This window comes from Mycobacterium sp. Soil_C_30, assembly GCF_057656995.1.
In genome coordinates, this window is the sequence record NZ_JBDGJH010000002.1 from 525,488 (window position 1) to 537,542 (window position 12,055).

The following is a 12,055-nucleotide window of genomic DNA, read 5'->3' on the forward strand; positions in this document are numbered from 1 at the left end:
GCGTCGTTCGCGCAAGCGCTCACTCCGGTGCGTGCTGGGTCTGACTGGCACGCACGCGTCGTTCGCGCAAGCGCTCACTCCGGTGCGTGCTCCGGCGTCCAGGCCTGGGGCAGTCCCGGCTGACCCGGGAACAAGAAGTCGATGAACGCCGCCGCGGTGGGCTGGGGTTCGTGGTTGGCCAGCCCGGGGCGCTCGTTGGCCTCGACGAAAACATATTCCTCGCCGGTCACATCGGGCACCAGCAGGTCGATACCGGTGACCGGGATGCCGATGGCCGCGGCCGCGACGACCGCCACCCGGCACAGTTCCGGGTTCACCTCGGCGGTGACATCGTGAATGGTGCCGCCCTGATGCAGGTTGGCGGTGTTGCGCACCCGCAGACGGGTGCCCTCCGGCAGCACGTCATCAAACGACCAGCCGGCCTCGGCAACCGTGGACTTGGTGACCTCGTCGATGGGGATCACCGATTCGCCTCCGGTGGCCGCGGCGCGCCTACGGCTCTGGGCCTCGATGAGTTCACCGACGGTGTGCTTACCGGTCCCAATGATCTCCGCGGGCTTGCGCAGCGCGGCGGCCACCACCTTGCCGTCGATGACCACCAGTCGCAGGTCGTCGCCGGGAGCGCGCTGTTCGATCAGGACCTCGGGGTGTTGTTCACGCGCCCGGGCCAGGGCGCTGTCGAGTTCCTCGTCGCTGGAGATCCCCACCGTGATCCCTTTGCCCTGCTCACCCCGGGTGGGTTTGACCACGACGTCGCCCACCTCGGCGAAGAACTCGTGATCACCGGAGTCGAAGGTGGCCAGCCGGCCACGCGGAACCACGACACCCGCCTCGCTGACGATGCGCCGGGTCAGCCGCTTGTCATCGCAGCGGCTCATGGCCACCGCAGAGGTGTACTCCGACAAGGATTCTCGGGTGATGACACTGCGCCCGCCATGCGACAGCCGCACCTCGCCGGTTTCGGCGTCGAGCACCTCCACGTGGATCCCGCGCCGCATCGCCTCGTCGGCGATGATCCGGGCATAGGGATTGAGGTCATCGACCGTCTCCGGCGCGGGCGTGAACAACGGTTCGTTGATCGCGTTCTTACGCTTGATCGCCAGCACCGGGACTCGCTGGAAACCGAGCTTTTCGTACAACCCGATCGCGGCGTTGTTGTCATGCGCCACAGACAGATCCATGTACGCGCGACCTCGCTCGGCGAAGATCGCGGCCAGCGCGCGGGTGAGCGTTTCCCCGACACCGGGCACGTTGGCGGCCGGGTCGACAGCCAACGTCCACAAGCTCGAACCCTGTTCGGGGTCAGAGAACAGCAGTTCGTGGTCGACGCCGGTGACGGTACCGATCACGGTGTCGTCGTCATCGCGCACCGCGACCAGGTATTCGACGGCGCCGGCGTGCTGATGGTTGTCCCAGATGAGCTCGGTGGGAGCGGGAACCATGCCGCAGCGCACGTAGACCCGGTTCATCGCGTCGGCGTCAGCGACGCTGCGCAGCGGTCGCACGGTGATCGCAACCGGCGGCCGCGCCGACTCCAGTGTGTCTCCGGTGAACCGGAGTCGGTAGGTGTGGCTCGGGTCGATGAAGAGTTCGTGTGGTGCCATCGCCACCAGCACGTGGGACTCGCGAGCGTAGATGCAGATGTCGCGGCGGCCGGGGCCTTCGCGGCGCAGCGCCTCGGCCAGTTCGGCGGGATCGGCGAACGTCTGGCCGAAAATGAGTCTGCCCCAACCAAGTTCGAGTTCCACATTGTTGGCCATGGCGTCGACGAGATGCTGGGGCGAGGCGTCGTGCAGGCCGAGGGTGATCGCTTCGGTGGGGTCGGACTCGGGCTGACTCATCGTCGCGCTCACGCCGCCGGTCCCGAGATCCCGTGCTTCTGCAGCCACAGCTCCAAGAGTGCAATCTGCCAGAGTTCGTTGCCGCGCAACGGGGTCAGCCTGCCGTTGGGGTCGGCCAGCAATCGGTCCACCGCGTCAGGACGGAACAGATCCCGTTCCTTGGCGGCGGGGGCGAACAGTGCATCACGCACCATCTCGAGGTAGGGGCCCTCGAGGTGGGTCAGGGCCGGCACCGGGAAATAACCCTTGGGCCGGTCTATCACCTCGGACGGAATCACCTTGCGCGCAGCCTGTTTCAGTACACCCTTGCCCTCATGGGCGGTCTTGAGCTCGGGCGGGCACGTGGCGGCCAGCTCCACCAGTTCGTGGTCCAGGAACGGCACCCGGCCCTCCAGGCCCCACGCCATCGTCATGTTGTCAACCCGCTTGACCGGATCGTCGACGAGCATGACGGTGGTGTCCAACCGCAGCGCGCGGTCCACACCGGTGGCGGCGCCCGGGGCGCCGAAGTGCTCGGTGACGAACTGACCGCTCGGGTCGCCCTCGGCGGCGTACGCGGCCGTGATCAAAGCGCCGACGCCGGCGGTGTCGCGGTCGAAGAACGCCGAACGGTAGGCGGCCACCGAGCCGTCCAGGGAGGCCGCGGCGGGTTCGCCCATCGGGGGATACCAGTGGTAGCCGGCGAACACCTCGTCGGCGCCCTGGCCCGACTGCACCACCTTGACGTGCTTGGAGACCTCCTGGCTCAGCAGGAAGAAGGCCACGCAGTCGTGGCTCACCATCGGCTCGCTCATCGCTCCGATGGTGTCGTTGAGCGCGGGCAGCATGCGGGCGGTGTCGATCCGGATCTGGTGATGGTCGGTACCGAACCGCTTCGCGACGATGTCGGAGTACTTGAATTCGTCGCCGGCCACACCGTTGACCGACTCGAAACCGATGGAGAACGTCTTGAGGCCGTGCTGGCCGGCCTCGGCGAGCAGCCCGACGATCAGGCTCGAGTCGACACCGCCCGAGAGCAGGCAGCCCACTGGGACGTCAGCCACCAGGCGACGCTTGACGGCAAGCCGCAGCGACTCCAGAACGGCGTCTTCCCAATCGTTTTCGGTCCAGTCCGCACGGTCTTCGCGGCGCGAGAAATCCGGCGTCCAATAGGTGGTCGCGACCCGGCGGCCGTCGGGCTCGATGGCCAGCAGTGAGGCCGGCGGCAGTTTGCGGACGCCGCGCAGGATGGTCAGCGGCGGCGGCACGACGGAGTGGAAGCTCAGGTAGTGGTTCAGCGCCACCGGATCGATGCGGGTGTCGACCCCGCCACCGGCCAGCAGGGCGGGCAACGACGAGGCGAACCGGATTCGGTGGGCGTCTTCGGTGATGTAGAGGGGTTTGATGCCGAGGCGGTCGCGTCCCAGCAGCACCCGGCCACTGTTGCGCTCGACGATGGCGAAGGCGAACATGCCCTTCAGGTGGTCGACGAACCGGTCACCCCAGTGGTGGTAACCCTTGAGCAGGACCTCGGTGTCGCTGTGGGAGAAGAAGCGGTAGCCGTGGCCGGCGAGCTCGTCGCGCAGCTCTTCGTAGTTGTAGATGCACCCGTTCCAGGCGACCGACAACCCGAGTTCGGAATCCACCATCGGCTGGGCGCCGGCTTCGGAGAGGTCGATGATCTTCAGGCGACGGTGCCCGAGCGCGACCCTGCCTTGCGACCACACTCCTGCCGAGTCTGGCCCGCGGGGGACCATGACCTCGGCCATCGCGGCGACGGCACTGATATCTGGGGTTTTTCCGTCGAGGCGTACCTCGCCGGTGGCTCCACACACGTGTTCGACCCTACTCTGTCGGCTTCCGCTGCGTCTGCCGCGCGTCGGCGCCCGGCGACGAAAGGATTTACCCAGCGGAAAGACGGCCAAACCCGGGCGAGACCCCCATCACAGACACGGGGGGCGGCTCGGGCCGGGCCGGTCAGGAGACGCCTTCGAGCGTTCCTCCCGAGGTGTCGACCTGCTTGATGGGTCCGGTGAACCAGTGTTTCACCGACACGTGCCAGTACATGAACAGCAGGATCAACACCCCGCCGACCAACAGCGGTGTGTAGTTGACGAACTTCCACTCGAAGCTCGGGTCCCACGGCATGCCGCCCAGCGACGTCGGGAACATCGCGATGATCGAGGTGATGACGATCTCGACCAACGCGATCGGGGCCAGCCACTTGTGGTGCCCACGCAGATTCCAATGCCCCACCTCGAACGCGTCACCCATCCGCCAACGCAGATAGATCGGCACCGCGAAGCACAGGTACAGGCCGACGACGCCGATCGACACCACCGCGAAGAACGCCACCGGAACCGGTGCGCCGTTGATGTCGACCTCGACCAGGGCGGGCAGGGTGATGACGGCCGCCAGTACGGCGGTGACGATCACGGCATTGGCCGGGACCCGCTTGGCGCTGATCTTCGACCACAGTTGATGTCCGGGGACGGCCCGGTCGCGGCTGAAGGCGAACAGCATGCGCGAGGCGCTGGTCTGGCAGGCGGTGGTGCAGAACAGCTGGCCGGCGGTGGAGATCAACAACACGATGCCCACCCACTGCGAATCCATCGCCTGGGTGAAGATCGTCACCACGGCACCGCCGCCGGCGGACACCTCGTCGGCATCCTGGACGGCGAACAGGAACGCCAGCAGCAGGATCCATCCGCCGATGGCGGAGTAGAAGATCGAGCGCCAGATGCCTTTGGCTGCCGCATCGGCGGCGCTGTGTGTCTCTTCCGACAGGTGCGCCGAGGCGTCGTATCCGGTGATCGTGTACTGCGTCAGGATCGCGGCGATGGGCAGGACGAACAGCACCCAGCCGAGGTTCTTCTCGCCTCCGAAGATCCCGGAGTTGTTGATGGTCTGGGTGAACACGTCCGAGAAGCTGGCGTGCTGCTCGGGCACCAGGAACAGGATGAGGATGACCGCCGCCGCACCTGCCACATGCCACCACACCGAGATGTTGTTGATCACCGCCAGTAGGTGCGACGAGAAGATGTTGATGGTCGCCACGACGGCGAGGATCACGACGAACAAGACGAATGTCCGGGTCAGGCTGTAGCCGGCCAGCCAGCCTTCGCTGAAGGTGCCCAGGGTGAGGTCGAGGAATGTGGCACTGCCGTAGGCGACCGAGGCCAGGATGGCGATCAAACCGATCAGGTTCAGCCAGCCGGTGTAGAAGCCGGCTTTCGGGCCTCCGAGTTTGGCGGCCCACCAGTAGATGCCTCCTGAGGTGGGGTAGGCCGACACCAGCTCGGACATGCACAAGCCGATCATCAGGATGAAGACCGACACGATGGGCCAGCCCCACGCGATGGCGGCGGGCCCGCCGTTGTTCCAGCCCAGGCCGAAAGAGGTGAAGCAGCCGGCCAGGATGGAGATGATCGAGAACGAAATCGCGAAATTCGAGAAACCGGACCAGGACCGTTGCAACTCCTGGGCGTAGCCCAGCTTTGCGAGGTGTTTCTCGTCGTCGGTGAGTTGTTCGTGGCCTTCGGGCACCGTTGCCCTCCTTACGTTGCGGCGAACGTGAGCGCACTCGGCCAGGATGTGACCCGGCTCTCACTGAGTAGGCACAATAGAACGCTATTGGTCTGGTGTCCTACCTTTGGCTGCCACATTTCGGTAAAAGTTCAGGGTGAATTCGGCGGCGGGCGGCGTGCAATGGTTGACTTTCACCGGAATCGGACAAGGGAGTGTGCATGGGCGTGAACACGGGTCTGCTGTCCCAGAGGGAACTGGAGGAACTGGTCGCCGCCGGTGACATCGACACGGTGATCGTCGCGTTCACCGATATGCAGGGCCGGCTGACCGGTAAGCGGATTTCAGCGCGGCTCTTCGTCGACGACGTCGCCGCCCATGGTGCTGAATGCTGCAACTATCTGCTGGCGGTCGACGTCGACAACAACACCGTCGACGGATACGCCATCTCCAGTTGGGAAACCGGTTACGGCGACATGGTGATGACCCCGGACTTCACCACCCTGCGCCTGGTGCCGTGGCTTCCCGGCTCGGCGCTGGTGATGGCCGACCTGTCCTGGACCGACGGCAAGCCCGTGGTGCAGGCCCCGCGCAGCATCCTGCGCACACAGCTGGACCGGCTCGCCGACCGCAACCTGGACGCAGTGGCCGCCACCGAGCTGGAGTTCATGGTGTTCGACAACACCTACCGGGACGCCTGGAAAGCGGGCTACCGCAATCTGACGCCCGCGACGGACTACAACATCGACTACGCGATGCTGGCCTCCACGCGGATGGAACCCTTGCTGCGCGACATTCGCCTCGGCATGGAGGGTGCGGGACTGTACTGCGAGGGGGTCAAGGGCGAGTGCAATCTCGGGCAGCAGGAGATCGGCTTCCGCTACGCGCAGGCCTTGGTCACCTGTGACAATCACACGATCTACAAGAACGGTGCCAAGGAGATCGCCGACCAGCATGGCAAGAGCCTGACCTTCATGGCGAAATTCGATGAGCGGGAAGGCAACAGCTGCCATATCCACTTGTCGTTCCGGGGGACCGACGGTAGCGCTGTCTTCGCCGATGACAGCCAACCACTGGGCATGTCGTCGATGTTCCGCAGCTTCGTCGCGGGGCAGCTGGCCACGCTGCGTGAGCTGACGCTGTTCTATGCACCGAACATCAACTCCTACAAGCGATTTGTCGACGGCAGCTTCGCACCGACCGCGGTTGCGTGGGGGATCGACAACCGGACCTGTGCACTGCGGGTGGTGGGTCACGGCCACGGGATGCGGATGGAGTGCCGTGCCCCGGGCGGTGATGTCAACCAGTATCTGGCGGTGGCGGCGCTGATCGCCGGCGGGCTGCACGGTATCGACGCCGGCCTGGAACTGGAGGACCCCACCGAGGGCAATGCCTACACCGGTGGCGCACAGCGGCTCCCGACCACCCTGGCCGAAGCGGCGCAGCTGTTCGAGAACTCGACAATCGCCCGCGAGGCGTTCGGCGACGACGTGGTGGAGCACTACCTCAACAACGCCCGGGTGGAGCTGAAGGCCTACAACTCGGCGGTGACGGACTGGGAGCGGGTGCGTGGTTTCGAACGTCTCTGAAACGGCCGGCCAGGGACCTCGGCCGGTCCTGGGCCTGACCACCTATCTGCAGCAGGCCCAGACCGGGGTGTGGGACGTGCTGGCCAGCTTCCTGCCGGGTATCTACCTCGAGGGCGTCACCCGTGCCGGCGGCATCGCCACCTTGCTGCCGCCGCAGCCGGTGGACGAGACCATCGCGTCCCGGGTGCTCGACGGCCTCGACGGGCTGATCATCACCGGGGGCCGCGACGTCGACCCGGCCGCCTACGGCCACGGCGCACACCCGTCGACCGACCAGCCGGCGCGTGACCGTGACGCCTGGGAATTCGCTTTGCTGCGTGGCGCGTTGGCGCGCAACATGCCGGTGCTCGGCATCTGCCGCGGAGCCCAGGTGCTCAACGTGGCGCTCGGCGGGACGTTGCACCAGCACCTGCCCGATCTGCTCGGGCACACCCGCCACCAGGCCGGCAACGCCGTGTTCACCACCTCGACGGTGCGCACCGTGCCGGGCACCAGAACCGCGGCGCTGATCGGGGAATCGACGGACGCGCAGTGCTACCACCACCAGGCCATCGACCACCTGGGCCGCGGGCTGGTGATCAGCGCGCAGGACAGCGCCGACGGCGTGATCGAGGCCGTGGAACTGGACCCGGCACAGTATCCGCACTCCTGGGTGGTGGCGGTGCAGTGGCACCCCGAAGAGCGCCTCGACGATCTGCGGCTGTTCGCCGGAGTGGTGGGAGCGGCCAATATATATGCGACAGAGAGGGTTTCATGAGTGACTCGACGCTGATCAATCCGGCGACCGAGGAAGTGCTGCGCACCGTCGAACAACTCGACGTGTCCGCCGTCGACGACGCCGTCGCGCGTGCCCAGGTGGCCCAGCGCGCTTGGGCGGCCACCGCACCCGCCGAGAAAGCGGCGGCGCTGCGCGCCTTCGCCGCTGCCGTCGACTCCCATGTCGATGAGTTGGCCGCCCTCGAGGTCGCCAATTCCGGGCATCCCATCGGTGCCGCCGAATGGGAGGCCGGCCACGTCCGCGACGTCCTGCAGTACTACTCGGCCAGCCCGGAACGGTTCTCCGGCAAACAGATTCCCGTCGCCGGGGGTCTGGACGTCACATTCCACGAACCCATCGGTGTGGTCGGCATCATCACCCCGTGGAACTTCCCGATGCCCATCGCGTCGTGGGGATTCGCCCCGGCGCTGGCGGCCGGCAACGCTGTGCTGATCAAGCCCGCCGAATGGACCCCGCTGACCACGATCCGGCTGGGGGAGCTGGCGCTCGAGGCGGGTCTGCCCGAGGGCCTGTTCCAGGTGCTGCCCGGCAAGGGGTCGGTGATCGGTGAGCGGTTCGTCACGCATCCCGGCGTCCGCAAGGTCGTGTTCACCGGCTCCACCGAAGTCGGCACCCAGGTGATGGCCGGCGCCGCCAAGCAGGTCAAGCGGGTCACCCTGGAGCTGGGCGGCAAGAGCGCCAACATCATCTTCGACGACTGTGATCTGGAGAAGGCCGCCGCCACCGCGCCCTACGGTGTTTTCGACAATGCCGGCCAAGATTGCTGCGCGCGCAGCCGGATCCTGGTGCAGCGCAATGTGTTCGATCGGTTCATGGAACTGTTCGAACCTGCTGTGCAGGGCGTCGTCGTCGGCGATCCCGGTGCCAGGGACACCGAGATGGGTCCGCTGGTCTCCGAGAAGCACTGGAAGTCGGTGGCCGCCTACGTGCCCGACGACGCGCCGGTCGCGTTCCGGGGCAGCGCACCGTCGGGCCCCGGGTACTGGTTCCCGCCGACGGTGTTGGTGCCGCAACGCACCGACCGCACCGTCACCGAGGAGATCTTCGGCCCGGTGGTGACGGTCCTGCCCTTCGACGACGAGGCCGACGCCATCGCGCTGGCCAACGACAGCGAATACGGCTTGTCCGGCTCGATCTGGACCGACAATCTGTCGCGCGGGCTGCGGGTGTCGCGGGCCGTGGAAGCCGGCAACCTCAGCGTCAACTCGCACTCCTCGGTGCGGTACAACACGCCGTTCGGCGGCTTCAAACAGTCCGGGCTGGGCCGCGAGTTGGGTCCTGACGCCCCAGAGCATTTCACCGAAACCAAGAACGTCTTCATCGCGATCGGAGAGAACTGACATCATGGATCTGACCCAGCGGTTGGCAGGCAAGGTGGCCGTCATCACCGGCGGCGCCAGCGGAATCGGGCTGGCCACCGCCAAGCGGATGAAGGCCGAGGGCGCCACCATCGTCATCGGTGACATCGACCCGGCCACCGGCAAGAGCGTCGCCGACGACCTGAACGGCACCTTCGTCCAGGTGGACGTCTCGGACCAGGCCGCGGTGGATGCGCTCTTCGACACCGCCGCCGAGTCCCACGGCTCGGTGGACATCGCGTTCAACAACGCCGGCATCAGCCCGCCCGAGGACGATCTGATCGAGGTCACCGGCATCGACGCGTGGGACCGCGTACAGGACATCAACCTCAAGTCGGTGTTCTTCTGCTGCAAGGCCGCGCTGCGCCACATGGTGCCGGCGCAGAAGGGGTCGATCGTCAACACCGCGTCGTTCGTGGCGGTGATGGGCTCGGCCACGTCCCAGATCTCCTACACCGCATCCAAGGGTGGGGTGCTGGCGATGTCACGCGAGCTCGGGGTGCAGTACGCGCGCCAAGGCATCCGGGTCAACGCGCTGTGCCCGGGACCGGTGAACACCCCGCTGCTGCAGGAGTTGTTCGCCAAGGATCCCGAGCGCGCGGCCCGGCGGCTGGTGCACGTGCCCGTCGGCCGGTTCGCCGAGCCCGAGGAACTGGCCGCCGCGGTCGCCTTCCTGGCTTCTGATGACGCGTCGTTCATCACCGCGTCGACGTTCCTGGTCGACGGGGGGATCAGCGGCCACTACGTGACCCCGCTGTAGACATGAGCGCCGTCCCGGAGGTGCCGAGCTCAGCAGAGGCCAGCGAGGCCCTGCTGCGCCCGGTGCGGCCCGGGAACGCGTTCGAGGACACCGTCGAACGGCTGTTGCAGACCATCCGCCTCGGGGTGTTGCAGCCGGGGGAGTCGCTGCCGCCGGAACGGGAGCTGGCCGCCCGCCTCGGTGTCAGCCGCGACACGGTCCGGGAGGCCATCAAGTCATTGGCCGACGCCGGCTACCTGGTGTCGCGGCGCGGCCGCTACGGCGGAACGTTCCTGGCGCAGGAGCTCCCGGTCCATACCGGGGAGCAGCCCCACGCCGGCCGCGACGAGATCGACGACGCGTTGCGGCTGCGGGAGATCCTGGAGTCCGGTGCCGCCAGAATGGCGGCCACGCGCACCTTGACCGCCGCCGAACGCGAGGAGCTGTGGTCGCGGCTGACCGACGTCCGCACCGCGAAACTGGAGGACTACCGGCGGCTGGACTCCCGGCTGCACCTTGCCATCGCGGCCGCCGCGGGATCGCCGTCGCTGGTGCCCCTGGTCGCCGAGAACCGGATGCGGCTCAACGCGATGCTGGACCAGATTCCGCTGCTGGCCCGCAACATCGCGCACTCCGACGAGCAGCACGAAGCCATCGTGATCGCCATCCTGGCGGGTGACGCCGAAGGGGCCGCCGAGGCGATGCGCGCGCATGTCGCCGGGTCAGCGGCGCTCTTACACGGATTCTTGGACTAAATTCGAAGCATGACGACCCCGGGTTCTGCATCGACGGGAGAGACGCCGATGCACCGCGCATCATCGGCGCTCGCCGATGTCGACATCTCGGGCTGGACGTTGCGGTTCGATCTGCTGTCCGACCCGAACCGGCTGGAGATCCTGCTGGCGCTGCATCGGGCGCCGGGAATCTGCGTCGGCGATCTGGCGGCAGCGCTGGGGCGGTCGGAGAACGCCGTATCGCAAGCTTTGCGCGTCCTGCGCCAGCAGGGGTGGGTGGCCTCGACGCGGGTGGGACGCCAGGTGGCCTACCAGTTGGAGGATCACACCGTGCACGACCTGCTGCATTGGATAGGTGCCGCACACGGCTGACCTGCCCGGGCGGACAGGCTTCACCCTGTTCATCTGAACAACTAGACATGTTTTCACGATCGGGCCTAGGCTCGGTGGATGGTCAGCACCCCAGTGGCGATGCACATGAGCGACGGCATCGTCAACGCACCCGTCTCGATGCTGTTCTTGGCGCTCGCGGTGGCTGTCATCGGAACCTGCGCCTGGCGAGCCCGCGCAGAACTCGATGAACGCGCCGTACCGTTGGCCGGTCTGGTCGCCGCCTTCATCTTCGCCGTGCAGATGGTCAACTTCCCGATCCTGCCCGGTGTCAGCGGACATCTGCTCGGTGGCGCGCTGGCCGCCATCTTGGTGGGGCCGTACACCGGTGCGCTGTGCATCTCGATCGTTCTGGTGGTGCAGGCCCTGCTGTTCGCCGACGGCGGTGTCACCGCGCTGGGCACCAACATCGTCAACATGGCGGTCATCGGGGTGGCCGCCGGGTACGGCACCGCGGTGCTGCTGCGCCGGCTCACCAGACGCCGCTACGCCGGGTCCGTGCCGGTGCTGGGTGCCATCTCGTTCGTTGCTGCGCTGATAGGAACAGTCTGTGCCGCAATGGGTTTCGTCCTCGAATACGCTCTCGGCGGAGCCGCGCAGACGTCGTTGCCGACGGTGGCGGGCTACATGTTCGGTACGCACCTCCTGATCGGTGTCGGTGAGGGTGTGATCACCGCACTGACGGTCATGGCGGTGGTGCGGGCCCGTCCGGACCTGGTGTACCTGCTGCGCACCAGCAACAGTCGGGAAGAGGTCTCGGTATGACCGCCACCGAGGTGAGGAAACGCAGTTGGGTGTTCTGGGCCGGCTTCGCGGTGGCCACCCTGCTGATCGCCGGGGTGGTGTCCTACTTCGCCAGTGCCAGTCCCGACGGGTTGGATTCGGCGACCCTGCAGGGCTGTGAAGTCGTCGAAACCCCCGACGGTGAGCACCTGACCGGTTCCTGCATCGCCCAAGACGCCGAGGACCACTCGATGGCGGGCTCACCGCTGGCCGACTACGCCGTCGCCGGTGGCGAGAACACCGGCGGTATCGCCGGGGTCATCGGCGTCGTGGTGACCCTGGCCGTCGCCGGCGGTGCGTTCTGGCTCATCGCACGCTCTCGCAAGACGAGGGACTGAC

11 protein-coding genes are annotated in these 12,055 nt (G+C 66.9%); 8 read left to right on the top strand and 3 right to left on the bottom strand.

All coding sequences use genetic code 11. The annotated features are described in order from the left end of the window. Window positions 1-74 precede the first annotated feature (74 nt). The 3 genes from ngg to AC3A6P_RS05515 all read right to left on the bottom strand — a co-directional run bounded on the left by ngg (window position 75) and on the right by AC3A6P_RS05515 (window position 5,366). Entirely contained in the window at window positions 75-1,841 is a 1,767-nt protein-coding gene (gene ngg, locus AC3A6P_RS05505) for an N-acetylglutaminylglutamine synthetase (RefSeq protein WP_487689406.1), read from the bottom strand. An 8-nt stretch (window positions 1,842-1,849) separates the two neighbouring features. Beyond that, window positions 1,850-3,655, bottom strand: a complete 1,806-nt coding sequence (locus AC3A6P_RS05510) for an N-acetylglutaminylglutamine amidotransferase (RefSeq protein WP_487689295.1) — start codon at window positions 3,653-3,655, stop codon at window positions 1,850-1,852. A gap of 142 nt (window positions 3,656-3,797) precedes the next feature. Then, entirely contained in the window at window positions 3,798-5,366 is a 1,569-nt protein-coding gene (locus AC3A6P_RS05515) for an amino acid permease (protein ID WP_487689297.1), read from the bottom strand. 200 nt (window positions 5,367-5,566) lie between these two features. Here AC3A6P_RS05515 and AC3A6P_RS05520 point away from each other — a divergent pair, with 200 nt between their 5' ends. The 8 genes from AC3A6P_RS05520 (at window position 5,567) to AC3A6P_RS05555 (ending at window position 12,054) form a co-directional block, all read left to right on the top strand. After that, window positions 5,567-6,934 carry a glutamine synthetase family protein gene (locus tag AC3A6P_RS05520; protein WP_487689299.1) on the top strand — a complete coding sequence of 456 codons (1,368 nt, stop codon included), beginning with the start codon at window positions 5,567-5,569 and terminating at the stop codon, window positions 6,932-6,934. Next, the gene (locus AC3A6P_RS05525; protein ID WP_487689301.1) at window positions 6,915-7,691 is read left to right on the top strand and encodes a gamma-glutamyl-gamma-aminobutyrate hydrolase family protein; all 777 of its coding nucleotides are present in this window, start codon (window positions 6,915-6,917) and stop codon (window positions 7,689-7,691) included. Before AC3A6P_RS05520 ends, AC3A6P_RS05525 begins: the two co-directional genes overlap by 20 nt. After that, a complete protein-coding gene (locus AC3A6P_RS05530) occupies window positions 7,688-9,052 on the top strand; it encodes an aldehyde dehydrogenase family protein (protein ID WP_487689302.1) in 1,365 nt (454 codons plus the stop codon). The genes AC3A6P_RS05525 and AC3A6P_RS05530 overlap by 4 nt, the downstream gene beginning before the upstream one ends. 1 nt (window position 9,053) lies before the next feature. Beyond that, on the top strand, window positions 9,054-9,830 hold the full coding sequence (locus AC3A6P_RS05535) for a 3-oxoacyl-ACP reductase (protein ID WP_487689408.1): 777 nt from the start codon (window positions 9,054-9,056) through the stop codon (window positions 9,828-9,830). A 2-nt stretch (window positions 9,831-9,832) separates the two neighbouring features. Further along, window positions 9,833-10,564 (top strand): FadR/GntR family transcriptional regulator, encoded by a 732-nt coding sequence (locus tag AC3A6P_RS05540; protein ID WP_487689304.1) that lies wholly within the window; start codon window positions 9,833-9,835, stop codon window positions 10,562-10,564. A 9-nt stretch (window positions 10,565-10,573) separates the two neighbouring features. Next, window positions 10,574-10,915, top strand: coding sequence for an ArsR/SmtB family transcription factor (locus AC3A6P_RS05545; protein ID WP_487689306.1), 342 nt, complete (start codon window positions 10,574-10,576; stop codon window positions 10,913-10,915). A 78-nt stretch (window positions 10,916-10,993) separates the two neighbouring features. Continuing rightward, a complete protein-coding gene (locus tag AC3A6P_RS05550) occupies window positions 10,994-11,698 on the top strand; it encodes an energy-coupling factor ABC transporter permease (protein ID WP_487689308.1) in 705 nt (234 codons plus the stop codon). Next, entirely contained in the window at window positions 11,695-12,054 is a 360-nt protein-coding gene (locus AC3A6P_RS05555; protein WP_487689310.1) for a PDGLE domain-containing protein, read from the top strand. Before AC3A6P_RS05550 ends, AC3A6P_RS05555 begins: the two co-directional genes overlap by 4 nt. Window position 12,055: the final 1 nt, after the last annotated feature.